Origin of the sequence: Klebsiella sp. RCJ4, from assembly GCF_009025755.1 — a bacterium.
GTDB lineage: Bacteria > Pseudomonadota > Gammaproteobacteria > Enterobacterales > Enterobacteriaceae > Klebsiella > Klebsiella michiganensis.
The window spans coordinates 259,596-282,488 of record NZ_WCIN01000043.1 but is presented as its reverse complement, the minus strand read 5'-3'; the positions used below and the strand labels follow the sequence as shown (position 1 = coordinate 282,488).

Below are 22,893 nucleotides of genomic sequence, written 5' to 3'. Positions count from 1 at the left end.
AAGCAGTATACCCGATCATGACTGACGCCACAAACTTTCATTATCCCTCCTTTTCATCAGGCCCACACAAACGCAGGGAGTGAGAAAATAGCCGCTTTTGGCGAAATGTTTTTGACGTAAATCAAGCGCTTGTTATTTAAAAAATCACACAAATAGCGCTTGATCACGAAAACTCTTTAGAGATCAGTTTCCTGGCGTTTTACTTCCTGCCACACCCGCTCCATGGTATCGAGGTCAACGCCGGTCATTTCCAGGCCGCGCGCGGCGACAATCCGCTCAACTTCGCGGAACCTGCGCTCAAACTTCAGGTTGGCTTTTTGCAGCGCAACTTCGGCTTTTACCCCTAAATGGCGGGATAAATTGACCGTCGCAAACAGCAGGTCGCCCACTTCCTCCTCCAGTTTAGCTTCATCCACCACGGCCTGCTGCGCTTCGTGCATCACTTCATCTATTTCTTCGTGCACTTTATCCAGCACCGGCCCCAGAGAGGTCCAGTCAAAGCCTACCGCCGAGCAGCGTTTCTGGATTTTATGCGCGCGCATCAGCGCCGGAAGGCTATGCGGGATGTCGTCCAGCGCGGAGTGCTGGGACTTTTCCGCTCGCTCAGCGCTTTTGATCTGCTCCCAGCGGGCCAGCACTTCGCTGCTGCTACCGGCGCTCGCCTCGCCGAAAATATGCGGATGACGGCGCTCCAGCTTGTCGCTGATGGCGGCGCAGATATCGTTAAAGTCAAAGCGCCCCTCTTCCTGCGCCATCTGAGCATAGAAGACGACCTGGAACAACAGGTCACCCAGCTCACCGCGCAGATCGTCAAAATCTTCGCGGGCGATAGCGTCGAGCACTTCATAGGTTTCTTCAAGGGTATACGGCGCGATGGTGGCAAAGGTCTGCTCTTTGTCCCACGGGCAGCCGTTTTCCGGATCGCGCAGACGCCGCATAATGCCGAGCAGGCGTTCGATTTGAGTCATAAGTCTGTCCTGATAAAAAAATGCCGGGTGGCGGTAGCGCCTGACCCGGCTGACATAAGCGTGGGAGTTTATCCGCCGTGCAGACGACGGGCGTCGATGACGTCAGGTACCTGATTCAGCTTCGCCAGTACGCGCCCCAGCACCTGCAGGTTGTAGATCTCAATGGTCATATCGATCGTCGCCATCTGCTGTTTAGTATCGCTGCGGCTGGCAACGCCCAGCACGTTGACCTTCTCATTGGCGAGAATGGTGGTGATGTCGCGCAGCAGGCCGCTACGATCGTTGGCCTGGACGCGCACCACCAGCGAGTAGCCCGCCGAGTAGCTCTCTCCCCACACCGCGTCAACGATGCGCTCGGGAGCATGAGACTGTAGCTCCGCGAGCTGATCGCAATCCGCGCGGTGCACCGAGATCCCGCGGCCCTGGGTGATAAAGCCCACGATCTCGTCGCCGGGAATCGGCTGGCAGCAGCGCGCAATGTGGTGCATCAGATTGCCGACGCCCTCCACCACCACGCGACCATTGTCTTTGCTGCGATTCTGCGGAGCGTGGGTTTTCTGCTGCAGCTGCTTTAACGCCGCCGCATCCTGCTCCGCCGCGCTGGGTTTATTAAACTGCGCCTGCAGGAAATTAACCATCTGGTTGAGGCGAATATCGCCCCCGCCAATCGCCGCCAGCAGTTCGTCCTGCTCGTTAAAGTTGTAGCGCGGCAGCAGATGCTTTTCCGCGTCCTTCAGGCTGATGCCCAGATGCTCGAGCTCATCATCAAGGATCTGTCGCCCGGCAAGAATATTCTTGTCGCGATCCTGCTTGCGGAACCAGGCGTGAATTTTGGAACGCCCGCGGCTGGTGGTGACGTAGCCAAGGTTCGGGTTCAGCCAGTCGCGGCTGGGGTTGGGCTGCTTCTGGGTGATGATTTCAATCTGGTCGCCCATCTGCAGCTGATAGGTGAACGGCACAATACGCCCGCCGATTTTCGCCCCGATGCAGCGGTGGCCGACATCGCTGTGTATATGGTAGGCAAAATCGAGCGGCGTCGAACCCGAAGGCAAATCCACCACGTCGCCCTTCGGCGTAAAGACATAAACCCGGTCATCAAAGACCTGGCTACGCACCTCATCCAGCATCTCGCCGGAATCGGCCATCTCTTCCTGCCAGGCGATCAGTTTACGCAGCCAGGCAATGCGATCTTCATAGCCGCGCCCGCCGCTGGCCGCCGCGCTGGCGCCCTCTTTATACTTCCAGTGCGCGGCCACGCCCAGCTCGGCATCTTCATGCATCTGGCGGGTACGGATCTGAATTTCAATGGTTTTTCCGCCGGGGCCAAGCACGACGGTATGAATTGACTGGTAGCCATTAGGCTTGGGATTGGCGACGTAATCATCGAACTCATCCGGCAGATGGCGGTAATGAGTATGCACGATCCCCAGCGCGGCATAGCAGTCCTGCAGGCGCTCGGCGACAATACGCACCGCCCGCACGTCAAACAGCTCGTCGAAGGCGAGATGTTTTTTCTGCATTTTGCGCCAGATGCTGTAGATATGCTTGGGACGCCCGTAGACCTCAGCCTTGACGCCCTCGGTTTTCATTTCCGTGCGTAAATGGCTGACGAATTCATCAATATAATGTTCACGATCGATGCGCCGCTCGTGTAACAGCTTAGCGATTCGCTTATATTCCGCCGGATGCAGATAGCGGAAGCAGTAATCTTCGAGCTCCCACTTCAGCTGGCCGATCCCCAGGCGGTTGGCCAGCGGCGCGTAAATATTGGTACACTCTTTTGCCGCCAGTACGCGCTCATCTTCCGGCGCATCTTTCACTTCACGCAGATGGGCTATGCGCTCGGCGATTTTAATTACCACGCAGCGGAAGTCATCGACCATCGCCAGCAGCATGCGGCGAATGTTGTCCACCTGTTCAGAGGAGACCGAATCCGTATGGGTGGCTTTAAGCTGGCGTATCGCGGCCATGTCCCGCACGCCGTGGATCAGGGTGACGACCGATTTCCCGACGCTCTCCTGCATGATCTCTTCGCTGACGACGTTGCCGTCCGCCAGCGGGAAAAGCATCGCCGCGCGCAGTGTATCGATATCCATGCTCAACATGGAGAGAATTTCCACCATCTCCACGCCGCGCCATAGCAGGAGATCGGCCTGCGGATGCCCCTGCGTTTTCTCTCGACAATAATCCCAGGTTTCGGCTAAGCGTTCACACGACTGCTGGCTGGAAATTCCCAGACTCGCGATCCATTTCTTCGGGTCAAATTCACCAGCTTTATTTAAATGTGCACTTCTTACCGCAACCATTGTCCTCTCCTTAAGGGACCGCCTGCCGAAGTCGGCAAGCCTCAACTTTTACACTTCATCCTTCAAACCGCGCCAACGCTGGCGTTCGTCTTTTATCTCAGTCACCTGCTTCTGAGGATGCCGCTTCACTGCGATTTGAATGATTCTTGTGCTCAAACAACACCATTGATTCCAGATGTCCGGTATGCGGGAACATATCGAGCATCGCCAGGCGTTGAATGGTATATCCCGCCTGCAATAAAACGTCGCTATCGCGCGCCAGGGTCGCCGGGTTACATGAAACATACACCACCCGACGCGGCGCTAATTTTATAATATGTAACATAACGCCCGCCGCGCCGGCGCGCGCCGGGTCGAGCAAGACCTTATCAAAACCGTGCTTCGCCCACACCTGGCGGGTGACGTCCTCTTCCAGGTTCTCATGGAAGAAAGTCACATTATGCAACCCGTTCAACGCCGCGTTCTCCTGGCCCTTCGCCACCAGCGCGGGAACCCCTTCAACGCCAACCACCTGCGCCGCACGCTTCGCCAGCGGCAGGGTAAAGTTGCCCATGCCGCAAAAGAGGTCCAGCACGCGATCCTGAGGCTGGATATCCAGCCATTCCAGCGCCGTGCGCACCATCAGCTGGTTTACGCCATCGTTCACCTGGATAAAATCGCGCGGACTGAACACTAAGCGTAGACCGTCCGAGGTATACCAGGGGGCTTCCCCGCGAATATGTTCCAGTATCTCGCTTTGCGGGGCGAGGTACAGGGAAAGACCGTGAGATTGCGAAAAACGTTCCAGCTTTTCTTTATCTGCCGCGGGAAGCGCCGCCGTATGGCGCAATACCATCAGCGGGCCGTTATCCGCCTGCACCAGCTCAACGTGGCCAAGCTGACGCACCGATTTCAATTCGCTAAGACATTCACGTACCGCAGGCAATAACGCACCAAGAGTGGGCACCAAAACGGGGCACTGCACCACATCGACGATCTCGCTGGCGTTAGCCTTGCGGAAGCCCATCTGTAATTGTTGGGACTTTGGCTGATAATTCAAGCTCAGACGCGCCCGGCGGCGATAGCCCCACGGCGAAGCGGCTATAATGTCATCAACGTCGCGCTTCATCAGCCTCGCGAGCGCGGCGCGTTTGCTCTGCTGCTGCAGCTCAATGCTGGCGTGCTGCTGCTGGCACCCGCCGCAGATGCCAAAATGCGGGCAGCGCGGCGCCTGCCGCTGCGGGCTATCGCTAAGACGGCGTTTAACCTGGGCGCGGGCGTACTGCTTTTTATCTTCGACCACAACAACGTCAGCCTGCTCCTGTGGCAATAAACCGCTGATAAACAGCGCCTTACCCTGATGACGCGCAACGCCCTGGCCGAAGGGGTCAAGGTCATTTACTGTAACGGTTATGATCTGGCGCGTCGTCACACGCCGTTTTGCAGAGTAGAATTGCGCCATCGTAGAGATTTGTCTCAATTAAATATACTGACTCTGGATAAGAGTTCGGTCAGGATGAGCCAGAGTAACAACGCACTAGCCTCCTGAAAGATGATGTGTATATTCTCCCATAATGGAACCGCATGACCAACTACAGCCTTCGTGCCCGCATGATGATTCTTATTCTGGCGCCTACCGTTCTGATCGGTCTGCTGCTCAGTATTTTCTTCGTCGCACACCGCTATAACGACCTACAGCGCCAGCTGGAGGATGCTGGCGCCAGTATTATCGAACCGCTGGCGGTCTCCAGTGAATATGGCATGAATTTGCAAAACCGCGAGTCAATCGGGCAGCTCATCAGCGTGCTGCACCGCCGCCACTCCGATATTGTGCGCGCCATTTCCATCTACGACTCGCACAACAGGCTGTTTGTCACCTCTAACTTTCAGCTCGATCCCGGCGAACTTCAGCTGCCAAAAGGGGAACCCTTTCCCCGCCGCCTGAGCGTGGTGCGCCACGGCGATTTGATGATTTTGCGTACCCCTATTATCTCGGAAAGCTATTCACCGGATGAATCGCCGGGAAGCGATGCCAAGATGCCGGACAATATGCTGGGCTACGTGGCGCTTGAGATGGATCTCAAATCGGTGCGGCTACAGCAGTACAAAGAGATCTTTATCTCCAGCGTGATGATGCTGTTCTGTATCGGTATTGCGCTGATCTTCGGCTGGCGGCTGATGCGCGACGTGACCGGGCCGATCCGCAATATGGTGAATACCGTTGACCGCATCCGCCGGGGCCAGCTTGATAGCCGCGTCGAAGGCTTTATGCTCGGCGAGCTGGATATGCTGAAAAACGGTATCAACTCCATGGCCATGTCGCTGGCGGCCTACCACGAAGAGATGCAGCATAACGTCGATCAGGCGACATCGGATCTGCGGGAAACGCTTGAACAGATGGAAATCCAGAACGTCGAGCTGGACCTGGCGAAAAAACGCGCGCAGGAAGCGGCGCGAATCAAATCCGAATTCCTCGCCAATATGTCTCATGAACTGCGCACCCCGCTCAACGGCGTCATTGGCTTTACCCGCCTGACGCTGAAGACCGACTTAAACACCACCCAGCGCGATCACCTGACGACCATTGAGCGTTCCGCGAATAATCTGCTGGCCATCATTAACGATGTTCTGGACTTCTCTAAGCTCGAAGCCGGGAAGCTTATTCTGGAGAGTATTCCGTTCCTGCTGCGCACTTCGCTGGACGAGGTGGTCACGCTGCTGGCGCACTCGGCGCACGATAAGGGGCTGGAGCTGACGCTGAATATCAAAAACGATGTGCCGGATAACGTCATTGGCGACCCGCTGCGCCTGCAGCAAATTATTACCAACCTGATGGGCAACGCCATTAAGTTTACCGAACACGGCAATATCGACGTGCTGGTGGAACAGCGCGCCATCAGCAACTCAAGGGTACAAATTGAAGTCCAGATCCACGATACCGGTATCGGGATTCCTGAACGCGATCAGTCGCGTCTGTTCCAGGCGTTCCGCCAGGCCGACGCCAGCATCTCCCGTCGCCACGGCGGAACCGGACTTGGGCTGGTCATCACCCAGCGGCTGGTGAAAGAGATGGGCGGCGATATCTCCTTCCATAGCCAGCCTAATCGCGGCTCGACGTTCTGGTTCCATATCAGCCTTGACCTCAACCCCAACGCGGTTCCCGACAGCGTGCCAACCCAGTGCCTGGCGGGTAAAAAGCTGGCCTATATCGAGGCCAACGCGGCGGCGGCGCAGTGTACGATGGAGCTACTGGCGACAACGCCGCTGGAGGTGGTTTACAGTCCGACGATGACCGCCCTACCGGATGCTCACTACGATATCCTGCTGGCCGGCATTCCCGTATCAATACGTGACCTGAGCCAGCATCGCGATAAGCTGGAAAGAGCCAGCAAGCTTGCCGATCACCTGGTGCTGGCCCTGCCGTGCCACGCCCAGGTCAGCGCCGAAACGCTGCGTCAGGACGGCATTGCCGCCTGTTTGCTTAAGCCACTGACCTCAACGCGCTTACTGCCGGCGCTGACGGCCTCCTGCCAGACGCAGCCGACGGTTCTGCCGCCGCGTTCCGATAGTAAGAAGCTTCCGATGACGGTCATGGCCGTTGATGACAATCCGGCGAATCTCAAGCTTATCGGCGCCCTGCTGGAGGATTTAGTCCAGCACGTTATCCTCTGCGACAGCGGCCAGCACGCCGTCGAGCGGGCCAGAGAAACGCAGCAGGATCTGATTCTGATGGATATTCAGATGCCGGAGATGGATGGGATCCGCGCCTGCGAACTGATTCACCAGCTCCCTCATCAGCAGCAAACGCCGGTGATCGCCGTGACCGCCCACGCCCTGGAAGGGCAGCGAGAGAAATTACTCAGCGCGGGGATGAACGACTATCTGGCGAAACCCATTGAGGAGGATAAGCTCTACAGCCTGCTGCTGCGCTACAAGCCGGGAAAGACGCTACCGCCGCAGGTCGCCGCGGAGCCTGTTGAGCCGCCCGTTAACCATGACATCACCCTCGACTGGCAGCTGGCGCTGCGTCAGGCGGCGATGAAACCAGATCTGGCGCGGGAAATGCTGCAGATGCTGCTCGCCTTTATGCCGGAGGTGCGTAACAAGGTAGAAGAACAGCTGGTGGGAGAGCAGCCGGAAGGCCTGCTGGATCTCATTCATAAGCTTCACGGCAGCTGTAGCTATAGCGGCGTGCCGCGGCTGAAAAAACTGTGTCACACCCTTGAGAGCCAGCTACGCGCGGGCACCGCCGCCGAGGAGATGGAGCCGGAGTTTCTGGAGCTGCTGGATGAAATGGACAACGTCGCGCGCGAAGCCTGTAAGCTGTTGGGGATTTAGAGGATGTAAAACGCGAGCCCCGGTCTGCGCTTCGCGACCGGGGAAAAACCTATAATAGCCGGCCCATTTTCAGCACGGCGGCGACGTTTCTCGCCGTCATACGTACGTTTTCGGCGGCATTTTCCAGTGCTTGCTCCAGGGTGCAAACGGAATAAATCACGCTGAATACCGCATCCAGGCCGTGCTGATGCACGACGCCGACGTCAGCCGTCAGGCTCCCGGCAATGCCGATGACCGGCAGGTTGTAGCGTTTTGCCACCCTCGCCACGCCAACCGGCACTTTGCCGTGAACCGTCTGGCTATCGATACGCCCTTCGCCGGTGATCACCAGGTCCGCATCCGCCACGATATCGGCAAGATGGAGCGCATCGGTCACAATCTCAATGCCCGGCCGCAGCTTTGCGCCGCAAAAGGCGTACAGGCCCGCGCCCATTCCCCCCGCCGCGCCGCCGCCTTCAAGATGCAGCACATCAAGTTCTAAATCGCGATGGATAATATCGGCAAAATGGGCCAGCGCGTTGTCAAGGCAGGGGATCATCTCCGCCGTCGCCCCTTTCTGCGGCCCAAATACCGCCGTCGCGCCCTGTGGTCCCGTCAGCGGGTTGGTAACATCGCAAGCGACGTCAATACGACAGCCGGCCAGGCGTTTATCAAGTTCGCTAACGTCGATGCGCGCGAGGCTCTCCAGCGCGCGTCCGCCGGCGGCAATCTGCTGGTTATCTTTGGTCAGCAGTTTCGCCCCCAGCGCCTGCACCATCCCGGCGCCGCCGTCGTTCGTCGCGCTGCCGCCGATGCCGATAATAATTTGCCTCACTCCGGCATCCAGCGCATGGCGAATCAGCTCGCCGGTCCCCCATGAAGTGGTCAGCAAAGGATTTCGCCGCGCCGGCGGTACGCTCTCCAGGCCGCTTGCCGCCGCCATTTCAATAAACGCGCACTGCCTATCGCCCGACAGGCCATAGAAGGCCTCCACGGGTTCACCGAGCGGACCGGTGACGGTGACCGCAATCCGGCATCCCTGGGTCGCGGCAACCATGGCTTCAACGGTTCCTTCGCCACCGTCGGCAACCGGCAGCTTGACGTACTCCGCATCGGCGTAAATTTCCCGAAAACCTTGTTCTATCGCGGTTGCGACATCCAGCGCACTCAGGCTCTCCTTGTATGAATCCGGTGCGATCACTATCTTCATATGCTGTCCTTAAAATGAACGATTACCCGACGCCGTGCAGGAAACCGGTCCCCGAAGGGACCGGTATTTCTTTAGCGCACCATGCACGGACGCTTGTTATCAAACGTCCAGTTCGGGATCAAATACTGCATGCCCATCGCGTCATCGCGCGCGCCCAGGCCGTGTTTCTGGTACAGCTCATGAGCTTTCATCACCCTATCCATATCGAGCTCCACGCCCAGACCCGGTTTCGCCGGTACCTGTACCATCCCGCCTTTAATTTCAAAGGGCTCTTTGGTCAGACGCTGGTTACCCTCCTGCCAGATCCAGTGGGTGTCGATGGCGGTAATTTTACCCGGCGCTGCCGCTGCCACGTGGGTAAACATCGCCAGCGAGATATCAAAGTGGTTGTTAGAGTGCGAGCCCCAGGTCAGGCCAAACTCGTGGCACATCTGCGCCACGCGGACGGAACCCTGCATGGTCCAGAAGTGCGGATCCGCCAGCGGGATATCGACGGACTGCAGCGACAGCGTGTGGCCCATCTGACGCCAGTCGGTCGCGATCATATTGGTCGCCGTCGGCAGGCCGGTGGCGCGGCGGAACTCCGCCATCACTTCGCGTCCGGAGAAGCCCTGTTCTGCGCCGCACGGATCTTCCGCATAGGCCAGAGAGCCTTTCAGGTATTTGCCAATTTTGATCGCTTCATCCAGCGACCACGCGCCGTTCGGATCGAGGGTCACGCGCGCCTGCGGGAAGCGCTTCGCCAGCGCAACGATGGACTCCGCTTCCTCTTCCCCGGCCAGTACGCCGCCTTTCAGTTTAAAGTCATTAAAGCCATATTTCTCATACGCCGCTTCCGCCAGGCGCACCACCGCATCCGGGGTCATCGCTTCATCATGACGCAGGCGATACCAGTCGCATTTGTCATCGGGCTGGCTCTGATACGGCAGCGGCGTGGCTTTACGGTTGCCGACGAAGAACAGGTAGCCGAGCATTTCCACTTCGCTGCGCTGTTGGCCATCGCCCAGCAGAGACGCCACGTTCACGCCCAGATGCTGGCCCAGCAGGTCAAGCATCGCCGCTTCGATCCCGGTCACTACGTGAATTGTGGTACGCAGATCGAAGGTCTGCAAACCGCGTCCACCGGCGTCGCGGTCGGCGAAAGTATTGCGCACGGCGGTCAGCACGTTTTTATATTCACCCAGCGTCTTACCGACCACCAGCGGGATCGCGTCCTCCAGGGTGGTGCGGATTTTCTCTCCGCCGGGGATTTCACCGACGCCGGTATGGCCGGAATTATCTTTGATCACCACAATATTGCGCGTGAAGAACGGGGCGTGTGCGCCGCTCAGGTTCATCAGCATGCTGTCGTGGCCCGCGACCGGAATGACCTGCATAGAAGAAACAACGGGGGTCGAAAATTGTGCGCTCATAATTTAGTCCTTATTCAAATCAGTGACGGCCGAAAACGGGGCGTTTACGGTCAAAAGTCCATCCGGGGATCAGGTACTGCATTGGGCCTGCGTCATTACGCGCGCCGCCGGGCAGCTTTTTATACGCCTCATGCGCTTTCTGTACCTGCTCCCAGTCCAGCTCAACGCCAAGTCCTGGCGCGTCCGGAACAGCAATTTTTCCGTGCTTAATCTCCAGCGGATTTTTGGTCAGGCGGCAATCTCCCTCCTGCCAAATCCAGTGGGTATCGATGGCCGTGGGGTTACCCGGCGCCGCCGCACCGACGTGGGTGAACATGGCCAGTGAAATATCAAAGTGGTTATTGGAATGGCAGCCCCAGGTCAGGCCCCAGTCATCGCACAGCTGCGCCACGCGCACCGCGCCGGACAGGGTCCAGAAGTGCGGATCGGCCAGCGGAATATCCACGGCGTTCAGCATCACCGCATGGCCCATTTCGCGCCAGTTGGTGGCGATCATGTTAGTTGCCACCGGCAAACCGGTGGCGCGGCGGAATTCCGCCATCACTTCGCGGCCGGAAAAGCCCTGCTCGGCGCCGCAGGGGTCTTCGGCGTAGGTCAGCACATCGTTCAGCCCTTTGCACAGGGCGATGGCTTCATCCAGCAGCCAGGCGCCGTTTGGGTCGACCGTAATGCGCGCATCCGGGAAACGCTTCTTCAGCGCGCGGGCGGTTTCGATCTCCTGCTCGCCGGGCAGCACGCCGCCCTTGAGTTTGAAATCTTTAAAGCCGTAGCGATCCTGCGCGGCTTCCGCCAGCCGCACCACCGCCTCGCTGTTCAGCGCTTCCTGATGACGCAGGCGATACCACGCGTGGCTGCCCGGCGTGCTTTCCAGATAGGGCAGATCGGTCTTCGTACGATCGCCCACGTAGAACAGGTAGCCCAGCACGGTCACCGCATCGCGCTGCTTGCCCGGCCCCAGCAGTTCGCAAACCGGCACGTTGAGCGCCTTGCCCAGCAGATCCAGCAGCGCAGCCTCCAGCGCCGCCACCGCGTTCACCCGCAGTTCGAACGTCCAGGCGCCTTTACCAAAGGTGTCAAAATCCGCGGCCTGGTTGCCTTTATGCACCTGCTGAACCACTTTATTCAAGCGGGCGATTTCCTGCCCCAAAACCATCGGGATCGCCTCCACCAGCGTCTGATAAATCACCTCGCCGCCGGGCGCTTCGCCGACGCCGGTATTGCCGGCGCTGTCGGTCAGCACCACGATATTACGGGTAAAGTACGCGTTATGGGCACCGCCGATATTGAGCAGCATACTGTCCTGCCCGGCCACCGGGATAACCTTCATGTCCGTGATAACGGGGCTCGATTGCGTTGTCATGATGATTGTCCTGCCACAGGTTTCAGTTCAATACGCTTAATATCGCCGACCAGAACCAGATAGCTCAGCACCGCCACCAGCGCATGGACGCCCACATAAATCAGCGCGCCGTTAAACGAACCGGTGGTGCCAACGATGTAGCCAATCGCAATCGGCGTCACGATGCCGGAGATATTGCCGAACATGTTGAACAGACCGCCGCTCAGCCCGCTGATCTCTTTCGGTGCCGTATCCGCCATGACCGCCCAGCCCAGCGCGCCGATGCCTTTACCGAAGAAGGCCAGCGCCATAAAGCCGATGATCATCCACTCCACGTTGACGTAGTTACAGAACACCATCACCATCGACAGCAGCATCCCCATCACGATCGGCGTTTTACGCGCGATGTTCAGCGAGCCGGTACGACGCATCAGCCAGTCGGAAATAATCCCGCCGAGCACGCCGCCCGCGAAGCCGCAGATAGCCGGCACCGAAGCGACAAAACCGGCTTTCAGAATGGACATGCCGCGCGCCTGCACCAGATAAACCGGGAACCAGGTGATAAAGAAATAGGTTAAAGCGTTAATGCAGTACTGTCCGATATAGACGCCAATCATCATGCGGGAGCCCAGCAGCTGCTTAATTTGCCCCCATTTTACGCTAAACGGCACCTTGGCTTTGGCCGCCGCCTGATCCATATTGATCAGCGCGCCGCCTGCGGCGATGTAATCCAGCTCTTTTTGGTTCACGCCCGGATGCTGGTTGGGTTCATGAATGACCTTCAGCCAGACAAAGCTGATGATAATCCCGAGGCCGCCCATAAAGAAGAACACGTGCGACCAGCCCACCTCATGGGTCAGCCAACCCATGATTGGCGCAAAAATAACGGTGGCAAAGTATTGCGCGGAGTTAAAGATAGCCACCGCGGTGCCCCTCTCCTGCGCCGGGAACCATGCCGCGACGATACGGCTGTTTCCGGGGAAAGATGGCGCTTCGGCCAGGCCGACAAGGAAACGCAGGGTAAACAGCGCGACGATAATGCCGAAGCCGCTGAAGATATCGACGAAGCCCTGCAGCAGGGTAAACATGGACCAGATAAAAATGGACCAGAAGTAGACGCGTTTTGAACCGAAGCGGTCAAGCAGCCAACCGCCCGGGATTTGGCCGATCACATAGGCCCATGAAAACGCGGAGAAAACATACCCCATGCCAACGGCGTCAAGACCAATATCTTTGGCCATCTCCGATCCGGCAATGGATAAGGTGGCGCGGTCGCCGTAGTTGAAGGATGTGACGATAAACAGCATCACCACTATCCAGTAGCGAGCATTGGTGCGCTTTTCAGCGCCGCTCGCCGCCTGACTTAATGAACTCATTGTTGCACTCCTGAATCATAGCGTTAGCTACGTTCATTCTGAACAGCACAACCTGTAGGGTACTCAGAATGACGTGTTAGTGTTTTTCATTGTTTTCGTTATATCTGGCACTGCATTGGGAACTGGCAGGGAAAGTATAAAAAGAGGGGCTGGCGGGCTCACCGTGCAAATACACAGCTTTCACCGGCTGAGTAAATGTGATTTATGGCGTATGCCTAATGAGATGGGGGATGGTTCACGGAAATGAAAAACCGCGCGCGTTCAGAGGCGGAAACGACGGTGCAAAAGGCAGGAGTGTGAATCAACTCTCTTGACCCCGTGAAATAGCCCGGTAAAGGCCCTGGCATTACACAGGTTTTAAGGCAAATGCCCGAAGCCAGCCACGTGGAGAATTGGTACGATCTTTTTGACCGTTAATCTGGCTCTGGCATTGAACATCAGTAAAAAAGGAGCGCCCTCTAGTGTAGGGAGAGGGCGAAACTTTTTAATCGAGCAGCGACGCCCACTGCGTGACCCACGGGTTAGAGACGCTTTCGGGTTCCGGATCTTCGCTGGCGTCAATCATCAGCATCTCGCCAACGCGCGTGCCGCCCTGTTCTTGCAATAACGCATCAAACTTTAGGCCGCCGCCGCAGAAGTTAGCGTAGGTGCTATCGCCCAGGGCGATAATCCCATAGCGTAAATGCGGCTGATACATATCTTTGATGCCTTCGTACAAGGGCACGATACTGTCCGGTAAATCGCCCTGTCCGGTGGTCGATGTCACCACCAGCACATATCTACCGCTATACGACTCCCAGTCTTTGACCTCGGGATCCTCAAAGACTTTCGCCTGATGCCCCAGCCCGCTCAAAATAGCCTGCGCCTCTTCGGCGACCAGGAGCGAATTTCCATACATCGTGCCGACAAAAATTCCGACTTCTGCCATGACTATCTCCCTGAATTGACCTGTATCTCTTCATCCTGACCGCAGTCGTCGGCAAACTCAACCCTTTCATTTAGCGGGAGAAGGCCGCGCCAGCCAAACTGCGACAGCGCGCGCATCCAGACGTCGTCAAGACCGGCGCGAATAACCAACGGTTCGCCGGTAAAGGGATGCGTTAACGAGAGCTGGCTGGCGTGCAGCATCAGCCGATCGCAGCCAAAGTGCGCCGCCGCGCTGCGATTCTGCCGCAAATCGCCGTGTTTGCTATCGCCGATAATCGGATGGCGAAGATGGGCAAGATGGCGACGTAGCTGGTGTTTACGTCCGGTTTTCGGTTCCAGCTCCACCAGGCTATAGCGGGTCGTGGGGTAACGGCCGGTCGCCACCGGCATCTCTACCGTCGCCAGGCCGCGATAATGCGTCACCGCCGGCTGCGGGTCTTTATTTTCGCGGGCAAACTTATCGGCGATTTTATCCAGTTCCTCAACCAGCGGGTAATCAAGCACCGCTTCGTCGTTCAGCCAGCCGCGAGCGATCGCATGATAGCGTTTCTGCATTTGATGCTGCTCGAACTGCTGCGACAGCAATCTTCCCGCTTCGCTCGACAGCCCCATCAGCAGCACGCCGGACGTCGGCCTGTCGAGGCGATGGGCGGTGAACACGTGCTGGCCTATCTGGTCGCGCACGGTCTGCATCACCACCACTTTTTCATCACGATCCAGCCAGCTGCGGTGCACCAGCCAGCCCGATGGCTTGTTCACCGCGACCAGCCACTGGTCCTGATATAAAATCTCCAGCATCAGGCTTCGCCGCCGGCAAACAGCGCATCCAGCAGGACCAGTTCGGCCAGCACCCGCTCGCGCACGGGGTGAGCATTATCCAGAGCCATCTCATAATAGGGCGCAACGGCGAAGTTCTGCGGCAGCGGCGTTCCGCTTTCCAGAAGCTGGTGCATACGCGGAATCAATACCCACTGCAGCCATTCAAGCGGCTCCATGGTGTCGAGGCAAAACGGCTGTTCGCTGGCAAACGCGCGGCTATCGGGGGCACTATCCTGCCAGTGTTCCGTTTCGCGCAGCAGCGCTTCAATGGCGAGCAGGCGCTCGCGCACGCGATGGTCAAGAGTCATGGGAAACCTCGGTGAGTTAAAAACCGGCGCAGAATAGCAAATTCAGACGAGAAATAAAAAAAGGGAGCACTGTATAAAACAGTGCTCCCGGTTCGTTTTGCAGCAATCCAGCTACATTGGTGCTCCCTGCTCGTCCTTGAAAACTTTTCCTGAGGTCTCCTGACCATGTTCATCCATAAACAGTTGCATCCTGCTTTCACACCACCCCGATGCGAAATAACTCATCCTTAAGTCTGTCCTGATCTTCCTGATCCACCGAACGTCCCGCTCGGCTCTCGTTCTCCTTCCTGGAGGTGTCCTTTTACGCAATCCTGCGTTATCCTGTGCTTCATCCTGAAGCCTGTCCTTGCAACGCCATCCTGGCGGGTCCTGCAGAAGCGTCATCATCCTGATGTTCACTTCGTTTATCAACTCCCTGTCGATGTGTATAGAATCCCTGATTCCGCCCTGTCTTACAACCCTTGTTAAGACAATATCTTAAGATTAATCGTCAGTATCCTTAATGAGAAAATCATTAATCACTTGAAAAATATTATATTTCTTAAAATACGACCCCTGGAGGATCGGCTTAAATGATGACGATCTCTTACAGGTCTTGTAAGAGATCTCTCACAAAAGTTTGGGTAGTGTGGATTACAGAACTGGCTTAAGGGAATTAAGGAAATTCGCAAGCGAGGGAGAAAGGGTCGTCCGTTTTCGGGTGCCGAGGGTCTCTTTGATCACTTCACCGCTCATATTACAGACCGAAATGACCTCCAGTTCGCTGTCCAGCGTGGCGATAAACAGCGTGGGCGACAGCTTCAAACGCTTTTGCACCAGCAGATGACCAATCAGATTCTCCTGCACCCGCTGGAAATCATCCGGGCTCCAGGTTTGCAGCAGCGTCATGGTTTCATCGGCGGTTTCATCGGCAAAACGCGCCTGCATATCACCGGCAAACTGAGTGGTATAATAAGCATGAAGCGGTTGTTGTACCACAATCTCCAGCGCCCGTTCAACCGCGTCAATATTTTGTGCTAATGAAAACGGCTGCGGCTGCCAGAAAACGCCGTCATCATCCGTGCCGTTGACGCACGGCGACGGGATACCGTAAAGCTCTTCGCTGCGCGGCAGGCTGGAGCGCTGCTGCTGCCACGCCTCACAATAACGTTGGGTAAATGCTTGTAGCGCTTCTGCGGTTTGCTGGTCCACCGGTTTCTCTCTTCACGTTAGACAGGATACACTTGGCATATAGTGTAACCGCTTTAACTATGGTGAAACATGTCTTCTTACGATAATCATCAGGCGCTGGCCGGCCTGACGCTCGGAAAATCAACCGATTACCGCGATACCTACGACGCCAGCCTGCTTCAGGGCGTCCCGCGCAGCCTGAACCGCGACCCGCTGGATCTGCACGCCGATAACCTGCCGTTTCACGGTGCCGATATCTGGACGCTGTATGAGCTCTCCTGGCTGAACGCCAAAGGCCTGCCGCAGGTCGCCGTGGGCCACGTGGAGCTCAGCGATACCACCGTAAACCTGGTGGAATCAAAAAGCTTTAAGCTCTATCTCAACAGCTTCAACCAGACGCGCTTTGCCGACTGGCAGGCGGTCGAGGCGACGCTGGCGCGCGATCTCAGCGCCTGTGCGCAAGGAGAAGTGAAGGTAGCGCTGTATCGCCTCGATGAGCTCGAAGGCCAGCCGGTCGCTCATCTGCACGGCACCTGCATCGACGACCAGGATATTGAAATCGATAATTACCAGTTCAGCGCCGATTACCTGCAGGACGCCGCGGCCGGCAAAGTGGTCGAAGAGACCCTGGTCAGCCATCTGCTGAAGTCCAACTGCCTGATTACCCACCAGCCAGACTGGGGGTCGGTGCAAATCCAGTATCGCGGGGCGAAAATCGATCGCGAAAAGCTGCTGCGCTATCTGGTGTCATTCCGCCATCACAACGAGTTCCACGAGCAGTGCGTAGAGCGCATCTTCAATGACATTCAGCGTTTCTGCCAGCCGGAAGCCCTTTCCGTTTATGCGCGCTACACGCGACGAGGCGGTCTCGATATCAACCCGTGGCGCAGCAATACCGATTTTGTGCCGGCCACCGGTCGCCTCGCCCGTCAATAGTAAACATTTTCACAATTTGCGTGCGTTAACCCGCGCGCAAGGTTGTGAAAACGCCATCAGCAGGGCTATTGTAATCACAGGAAGACGATAATCGTCCTGTAAGGAGTTCACTTGATTACACATGTTAGCCCGCTTGGTTCAATGGATATGCTGTCGCAGCTGGAAGTGGATATGCTTAAACGCACCGCCAGCAGTGACCTGTATCAACTCTTTCGCAACTGCTCGCTTGCTGTGCTCAACTCGGGGAGCCTGACCGATAACAGCAAGGAGCTTCTGTCTCGTTTTGAGAACTTCGATATTAACGTGCTGCGTCGCGAACGCGGCGTGAAGCTGGAACTGATCAACCCGCCGGAAGACGCTTTCGTTGACGGGCGTATTATCCGTTCCCTGCAGGCCAACCTGTTTGCCGTACTGCGCGATATCCTGTTCGTCTACGGCCAGATCCACAACACCGTTCGCTTCCCGAATCTCGATCTTGAAAGCTCGGTACATATCACCAACCTGGTATTCTCCATTTTGCGTAACGCCCGCGCCCTGCACGTCGGCGAAGCGCCAAACATGATTGTCTGCTGGGGCGGCCACTCGATTAACGAAAACGAATATCTGTACGCCCGCCGCGTCGGCACCCAGCTGGGCCTGCGCGAACTGAATATCTGTACCGGCTGTGGACCGGGCGCGATGGAAGCACCGATGAAAGGCGCCGCCGTCGGCCACGCGCAGCAGCGTTACAGAGACAGCCGCTTTATCGGTATGACCGAGCCGTCGATTATCGCCGCCGAGCCGCCGAACCCGCTGGTGAACGAACTGATCATCATGCCGGATATCGAAAAACGCCTGGAGGCGTTCGTGCGCATCGCCCACGGCATCATCATCTTCCCGGGCGGCGTGGGCACGGCGGAAGAGCTGCTCTATCTGCTGGGCATTTTGATGCACCCGTCGAACAAGTCGCAGGTTCTGCCGCTGATTCTCACCGGGCCAAAAGAGAGCGCCGATTATTTCCGCGTGCTGGATGAGTTTATCGTCCATACGCTGGGTGAAGCCGCCCGTCGTCACTATCGCATTATCGTTGACGACGCCGCGGAAGTGGCCCGGCAGATGAAAAAAGCGATGCCGATGGTGAAAGAGAATCGCCGCGAGACCGGCGACGCCTACAGCTTCAACTGGTCGATGCGCATTGAGCCGGACCTGCAGATGCCGTTCGATCCGACCCATGAGAATATGGCCAATCTTAAGCTCTATCCGGACCAGCCGGTGGAAGTGCTGGCAGCGGACCTCCGCCGCGCCTTCTCCGGTATCGTCGCCGGTAACGTTAAAGAGGTGGGTATCCAGGCTATCGAGAAATTCGGCCCGTATAAGATTCACGGCGACCCGGCAATGATGCGCCGCATGGACGATCTGCTGCAGGGCTTTGTGGCGCAGCATCGTATGAAGCTGCCGGGCGGCACCGCTTACATCCCCTGCTACGAAATCTGTTCCTGAGTTCTCTTCTGCTCTTCTCCCGGGCGGCGGCTTACGCCCCCGGGCTATTTCTCCCCGCCCGGGCCGCACTCTTTCTCCGCTTTTTCGCTTCTCCATTCGCCCGTATGCTTTCCAGATAAATCATTCCTTTTATGAATTTTTAGCATCGTCTTTACAAAAGCCAATCGTTTGCGTTTCCAAAAACTGCAATAAATATCACCAGGAAAAACGCCTTTTAACGTAAAAACGTCGAGAACTTCGCATTTTTACAGTAAAAACCTCGTTATTACGTCGCGCCACTATTCTCTCATATGCTGAAAATGATAGCCTCCGCGCCACAAATCTCTGGCTGATCACCAGAAACAGGCTGTTGGACTAAAATTGCTTACATTTAAAGTGGATTATTGCATTTGAGATCGCGATCACTGATGCATTCACCATATAAATGTATCTTCCCGCACCAATTGTTACGGAGAAAATGCCTAAAAAACCGTAAACAAACGAATTTCATATTATTTGGTCTTTTTTATTCAATAGATTTTGTTGCTTCCTCCAGGAGATACAGATGGAAACCACTCAAACCAGCACCATCGTTTCGGATGCTACCCGTAGCGGTTGGCGTAAGACGGACACCATGTGGATGCTGGGCCTGTACGGCACGGCTATCGGCGCGGGCGTCCTGTTTCTGCCGATCAACGCCGGCGTCGGCGGTATGATCCCGCTGATCATCATGGCGATTCTGGCCTTCCCGATGACCTTCTTCGCCCACCGCGGGATGACCCGTTTCGTGCTGTCCGGTAAGAATCCGGGCGAAGACATCACTGAAGTGGTCGAAGAGCATTTCGGCGTTGGCGCAGGTAAGCTGATTACCCTGCTCTACTTCTTCGCCATCTACCCGATTCTGCTGGTCTACAGCGTGGCGATCACCAACACCGTGGAAAGCTTTATGCTGCACCAGCTGCACATAACGCCGCCGCCTCGCGCCATTCTTTCCCTGATTCTGATTGTCGGCATGATGACCATCGTGCGCTTCGGCGAGCAGATGATTGTGAAAGCGATGAGCGTGCTGGTGTTCCCGTTCGTGGTCGCGCTGATGATTCTGGCCTTTTATCTGATCCCGCAGTGGAACGGCGCGGCGCTGGAAACCCTCTCCCTGAGCAGCGCGACCGCGACCGGCAACGGCCTATGGATGACCCTGTGGCTGGCGATTCCGGTGATGGTGTTTTCTTTTAACCACTCGCCGATCATCTCCTCCTTCGCCGTCGCGAAACGCGAAGAGTACGGCCAGGGCGCAGAGAAAAAATGCTCCAGCATTCTGGCCCGCGCGCACATCATGATGGTGCTGACCGTCATGTTCTTCGTCTTCAGCTGCGTACTGAGCCTCTCCCCGGCGGATCTGGCGGCGGCGAAAGATCAGAACATCTCGATTCTGTCTTACCTGGCGAACCACTTTAACGCGCCGATCATCGCCTGGATGGCGCCGATCATTGCGATGATCGCCATCACTAAATCCTTCCTTGGCCACTACCTGGGCGCTCGCGAAGGCTTTAACGGCATGGTGATTAAATCCCTGCGCGGTAAAGGCAAGTCCATCGAAATCAATAAACTGAACAAAATCACCGCCCTGTTCATGCTGGTCACCACCTGGATTGTGGCGACGCTGAACCCCAGCATCCTCGGGATGATCGAAACCCTGGGCGGCCCGATTATCGCGATGATTCTGTTCCTGATGCCGATGTACGCGATTCAGAAAGTCCCGGCGATGCGTAAATACAGCGGCCACGTCAGCAACGTTTTCGTGGTGATTATGGGCCTGATTGCTATCTCCGCGATTTTCTACTCTCTGTTTAGTTAATATCCCCCGCGCCGCCTGACGGCGGCGCTCCCGACAGCACTGGATGCATCATGATCAGCGTATTCGATATTTTTAAAATCGGCATTGGCCCTTCCAGCTCCCACACCGTTGGACCGATGAAAGCGGGCAAACAATTCACGGACGATCTTATTGAGCGCGGGCTGCTTTCCGAGGTAACCAAAGTCGTCGTCGATGTCTACGGCTCCCTTTCCCTGACGGGAAAAGGCCACCATACCGATATCGCGATTATTATGGGCCTGGCGGGCAACCTGCCGGATACCGTCGACATCGACGCGATTCCCGGCTTTATCCAGGACGTCAACACCCATGGCCGCCTGATGCTGGCAAACGGCCAGCAGGAAGTGGCGTTCCCGGTCGATCGGTGCATGAATTTCCACGCCGACAACCTGTCGCGGCATGAAAACGGCATGCGTATTACCGCCCTCGGCGGCGAGAAGGTTCTCTACAGCCAGACGTATTACTCCATCGGCGGCGGGTTTATCGTCGATGAAGACCATTTCGGCGTGACCCGCGAAGCGCCGGTCGCCGTACCTTATCCGTATAAAAACGCCGCCGATCTGCAGCGCCACTGCCGCGAAAGCGGGCTATCGCTCTCCGGTCTGATGATGCAAAACGAGCTGGCGCTGCACAGTAAAGAAGCGCTGGAGCAGCATTTTGCCGCGGTCTGGGAAGTGATGAGCAGCGGAATTGAGCGCGGCATCACCACCGAGGGGGTTCTGCCGGGCAAGCTGCGGGTGCCGCGTCGCGCCGCCGCGCTGCGCCGGATGCTGGTAAGCCAGGACAACACCAACAGTGACCCGATGGCGGTCGTTGACTGGATTAACATGTTCGCCCTGGCGGTTAACGAAGAGAACGCCGCCGGCGGGCGCGTCGTGACCGCACCGACCAACGGCGCCTGCGGTATCGTACCTGCGGTGCTGGCCTACTACGACAAGTTCATCCGCAAAGTGAACGCCAACTCGCTGGCGCGCTATATGCTGGTCACCAGCGCCATTGGCTCGCTCTATAAGATGAACGCCTCGATTTCCGGCGCCGAAGTGGGCTGCCAGGGTGAAGTCGGCGTAGCCTGTTCAATGGCGGCGGCCGGTCTGGCTGAACTGCTTGGCGGCAGTCCGGGTCAGGTATGCATCGCGGCGGAAATTGGTATGGAGCACAACCTCGGTCTCACCTGCGATCCGGTTGCCGGCCAGGTGCAGGTGCCGTGCATCGAGCGTAACGCTATCGCAGCGGTCAAGGCGGTCAACGCCGCGCGTATGGCCCTGCGCCGCACCAGCGAGCCGCGGGTGTGCCTCGATAAAGTCATCGAGACCATGTACGAAACGGGCAAAGATATGAACGCCAAATATCGTGAAACCTCGCGCGGCGGCCTGGCAATGAAGATTGTCGCCTGCGATTAACGCCCCCCTCCCGGTATGCTGCGGCATGCCGGGCTTCTTTTCCCTGCCCTCCTCCTTCATTTATGTTATATAAATGATAATTTAGTTATTTATTAGTTATAAAGACGATTTGTTACCTTACGGAAAAACCGCTCAAGGAGAACAAATCATGCTCAGATTATCCCGCCCGGCGCTGCTGCTACTGCTGGCAGGCTTATCCGCTTCCGCGCTGGCGAAAGCGCCGGAAACCGTGAATATCGGTTATCAGAAAGCCAATATCTTCGCGCTGCTTAAATATCGCGGCACCCTCGATGAAAGCTTCAAAAAGCAGGGTATCGCCGTCCGCTGGATTGAATTTCCCGCCGGGCCGCAGATGCTGGAAGGGCTGAACGTCGGCAGCATCGACCTCGCCGCCACCGGCGATGCGCCGCCGGCCTTTGCTCAGGCGGCGCAGGCGGATCTGGTCTATTTAGCCCACTCCCCGGCGAACCCAAAAACCGAGGCCATCGTGGTGGCGGAAAACTCGGCAATTAAGAGCGTGGCCGATCTTAAGGGCAAGCGCGTGGGGCTCAATAAAGGCTCCGACGTAAACTACCTGCTGGTGACCGCGCTGGAGAAAGCCGGGCTGAGCTATAAAGATATCACGCCGGTCTATCTGCCGCCTGCTGACGCCCGCGCCGCCTTCCAGCGCGGCGCTATTGACGCCTGGGTTATCTGGGATCCGTTCCTCGCCGAAGTGGAAACGAACGCCAAAGCGCGACAGATTGGCAATGCCGAAGGGCTGGTGCCGCACTACACCTTCTACCTGGCCAGCCGCAAATTTGCCGACACCTATCCGGATACCGCAAAGCAGGTGGTGGATGAGCTGGGTAAACTGAGCGAATGGGCCAACAGTCATCAGGACGATGCCGCCGGGATCCTCTCCACCTCAACCGGGCTGGATAAGGCTATCTGGCTGAAGACGCTGGCGCGTCTGCCTTATGGTGCCGAGCGTATGACGCCTGCGGTCTATAACGAACAGCAGGCGCTGGCGGATACCTTCACCCGTATCGGCCTGCTGCCGGTGAAAGTCGATGTTCGCAGCGCGACCTGGTCGCTGGATAAGCAGTAAGTCTT

The 22,893-nt window shown here is 57.1% G+C and carries 17 protein-coding genes; 6 read left to right on the top strand and 11 right to left on the bottom strand.

Translation table 11 applies throughout. The features are described 5' to 3' along the window. Positions 1-176: 176 nt before the first annotated feature. From mazG to rlmD, 3 genes are all read right to left on the bottom strand, one after another. Positions 177-968 carry a nucleoside triphosphate pyrophosphohydrolase gene (mazG, locus tag F8562_RS24200; protein ID WP_014226596.1) on the bottom strand — a complete coding sequence of 264 codons (792 nt, stop codon included), beginning with the start codon at positions 966-968 and terminating at the stop codon, positions 177-179. Positions 969-1,036: 68 nt separating this feature from the next. Next, on the bottom strand, positions 1,037-3,274 hold the full coding sequence (gene relA, locus F8562_RS24195; protein WP_004853643.1) for a GTP diphosphokinase: 2,238 nt from the start codon (positions 3,272-3,274) through the stop codon (positions 1,037-1,039). A gap of 97 nt (positions 3,275-3,371) precedes the next feature. Continuing rightward, a complete protein-coding gene (gene rlmD / locus F8562_RS24190) occupies positions 3,372-4,715 on the bottom strand; it encodes a 23S rRNA (uracil(1939)-C(5))-methyltransferase RlmD (RefSeq protein WP_042934162.1) in 1,344 nt (447 codons plus the stop codon). 122 nt (positions 4,716-4,837) lie between these two features. Here rlmD and barA point away from each other — a divergent pair, with 122 nt between their 5' ends. Continuing rightward, positions 4,838-7,591, top strand: a complete 2,754-nt coding sequence (gene barA, locus F8562_RS24185; protein ID WP_014226598.1) for a two-component sensor histidine kinase BarA — start codon at positions 4,838-4,840, stop codon at positions 7,589-7,591. Positions 7,592-7,640: 49 nt separating this feature from the next. Here the strand turns inward: barA and F8562_RS24180 are convergent, their stop codons facing one another. The 8 genes from F8562_RS24180 to syd form a co-directional block, all read right to left on the bottom strand. Beyond that, the gene (locus tag F8562_RS24180; RefSeq protein ID WP_014226599.1) at positions 7,641-8,780 is read right to left on the bottom strand and encodes a glycerate kinase; all 1,140 of its coding nucleotides are present in this window, start codon (positions 8,778-8,780) and stop codon (positions 7,641-7,643) included. A gap of 71 nt (positions 8,781-8,851) precedes the next feature. Beyond that, a complete protein-coding gene (gudD, locus tag F8562_RS24175) occupies positions 8,852-10,192 on the bottom strand; it encodes a glucarate dehydratase (protein ID WP_014226600.1) in 1,341 nt (446 codons plus the stop codon). A 19-nt stretch (positions 10,193-10,211) separates the two neighbouring features. Next, complete coding sequence (locus F8562_RS24170; RefSeq protein WP_014226601.1) at positions 10,212-11,552, bottom strand: enolase C-terminal domain-like protein; 1,341 nt, start codon at positions 11,550-11,552, stop codon at positions 10,212-10,214. Beyond that, complete coding sequence (gene gudP, locus F8562_RS24165) at positions 11,549-12,907, bottom strand: galactarate/glucarate/glycerate transporter GudP (RefSeq protein WP_004124361.1); 1,359 nt, start codon at positions 12,905-12,907, stop codon at positions 11,549-11,551. The genes F8562_RS24170 and gudP overlap by 4 nt, the downstream gene beginning before the upstream one ends. A 484-nt stretch (positions 12,908-13,391) precedes the next feature. After that, on the bottom strand, positions 13,392-13,835 hold the full coding sequence (locus tag F8562_RS24155) for a flavodoxin (protein ID WP_014226602.1): 444 nt from the start codon (positions 13,833-13,835) through the stop codon (positions 13,392-13,394). A gap of 2 nt (positions 13,836-13,837) precedes the next feature. Beyond that, entirely contained in the window at positions 13,838-14,632 is a 795-nt protein-coding gene (gene truC / locus F8562_RS24150; RefSeq protein WP_014226603.1) for a tRNA pseudouridine(65) synthase TruC, read from the bottom strand. Next, positions 14,632-14,961, bottom strand: coding sequence for a YqcC family protein (locus F8562_RS24145; protein ID WP_014226604.1), 330 nt, complete (start codon positions 14,959-14,961; stop codon positions 14,632-14,634). Before F8562_RS24145 ends, truC begins: the two co-directional genes overlap by 1 nt. A 633-nt stretch (positions 14,962-15,594) precedes the next feature. After that, positions 15,595-16,152: a SecY-interacting protein gene (syd, locus tag F8562_RS24140; protein ID WP_014839385.1), complete on the bottom strand. Its 558-nt coding sequence runs from the start codon at positions 16,150-16,152 to the stop codon at positions 15,595-15,597. A 69-nt stretch (positions 16,153-16,221) separates the two neighbouring features. Here syd and queF point away from each other — a divergent pair, with 69 nt between their 5' ends. The 5 genes from queF to F8562_RS24115 all read left to right on the top strand — a co-directional run bounded on the left by queF (position 16,222) and on the right by F8562_RS24115 (position 22,888). Beyond that, entirely contained in the window at positions 16,222-17,067 is an 846-nt protein-coding gene (gene queF, locus F8562_RS24135) for an NADPH-dependent 7-cyano-7-deazaguanine reductase QueF (protein ID WP_004853651.1), read from the top strand. Between the two features lie 111 nt (positions 17,068-17,178). Next, entirely contained in the window at positions 17,179-18,546 is a 1,368-nt protein-coding gene (ppnN, locus tag F8562_RS24130; protein ID WP_094909266.1) for a nucleotide 5'-monophosphate nucleosidase PpnN, read from the top strand. A gap of 544 nt (positions 18,547-19,090) precedes the next feature. After that, positions 19,091-20,380, top strand: coding sequence for an HAAAP family serine/threonine permease (locus F8562_RS24125; RefSeq protein WP_004124376.1), 1,290 nt, complete (start codon positions 19,091-19,093; stop codon positions 20,378-20,380). A 50-nt stretch (positions 20,381-20,430) separates the two neighbouring features. Further along, on the top strand, positions 20,431-21,798 hold the full coding sequence (locus F8562_RS24120; protein WP_014226607.1) for an L-serine ammonia-lyase: 1,368 nt from the start codon (positions 20,431-20,433) through the stop codon (positions 21,796-21,798). 148 nt (positions 21,799-21,946) lie between these two features. Next, a complete protein-coding gene (locus tag F8562_RS24115) occupies positions 21,947-22,888 on the top strand; it encodes an aliphatic sulfonate ABC transporter substrate-binding protein (RefSeq protein WP_014226608.1) in 942 nt (313 codons plus the stop codon). Positions 22,889-22,893: the final 5 nt, after the last annotated feature.

Coding starts and splice junctions, on each gene's coding strand:
- F8562_RS24145 (WP_014226604.1), bottom strand. CDS start 14,961: ATGACTCTTGACCATCGCGTGCGCGAGCGCCTGCTCGCCATTGAAGCG.
- mazG (WP_014226596.1), bottom strand. CDS start 968: ATGACTCAAATCGAACGCCTGCTCGGCATTATGCGGCGTCTGCGCGAT.
- gudD (WP_014226600.1), bottom strand. CDS start 10,192: ATGAGCGCACAATTTTCGACCCCCGTTGTTTCTTCTATGCAGGTCATT.
- relA (WP_004853643.1), bottom strand. CDS start 3,274: ATGGTTGCGGTAAGAAGTGCACATTTAAATAAAGCTGGTGAATTTGAC.
- F8562_RS24155 (WP_014226602.1), bottom strand. CDS start 13,835: ATGGCAGAAGTCGGAATTTTTGTCGGCACGATGTATGGAAATTCGCTC.
- F8562_RS24170 (WP_014226601.1), bottom strand. CDS start 11,552: ATGACAACGCAATCGAGCCCCGTTATCACGGACATGAAGGTTATCCCG.
- truC (WP_014226603.1), bottom strand. CDS start 14,632: ATGCTGGAGATTTTATATCAGGACCAGTGGCTGGTCGCGGTGAACAAG.
- queF (WP_004853651.1), top strand. CDS start 16,222: ATGTCTTCTTACGATAATCATCAGGCGCTGGCCGGCCTGACGCTCGGA.
- F8562_RS24120 (WP_014226607.1), top strand. CDS start 20,431: ATGATCAGCGTATTCGATATTTTTAAAATCGGCATTGGCCCTTCCAGC.
- barA (WP_014226598.1), top strand. CDS start 4,838: ATGACCAACTACAGCCTTCGTGCCCGCATGATGATTCTTATTCTGGCG.
- rlmD (WP_042934162.1), bottom strand. CDS start 4,715: ATGGCGCAATTCTACTCTGCAAAACGGCGTGTGACGACGCGCCAGATC.
- gudP (WP_004124361.1), bottom strand. CDS start 12,907: ATGAGTTCATTAAGTCAGGCGGCGAGCGGCGCTGAAAAGCGCACCAAT.
- F8562_RS24125 (WP_004124376.1), top strand. CDS start 19,091: ATGGAAACCACTCAAACCAGCACCATCGTTTCGGATGCTACCCGTAGC.
- F8562_RS24115 (WP_014226608.1), top strand. CDS start 21,947: ATGCTCAGATTATCCCGCCCGGCGCTGCTGCTACTGCTGGCAGGCTTA.
- F8562_RS24180 (WP_014226599.1), bottom strand. CDS start 8,780: ATGAAGATAGTGATCGCACCGGATTCATACAAGGAGAGCCTGAGTGCG.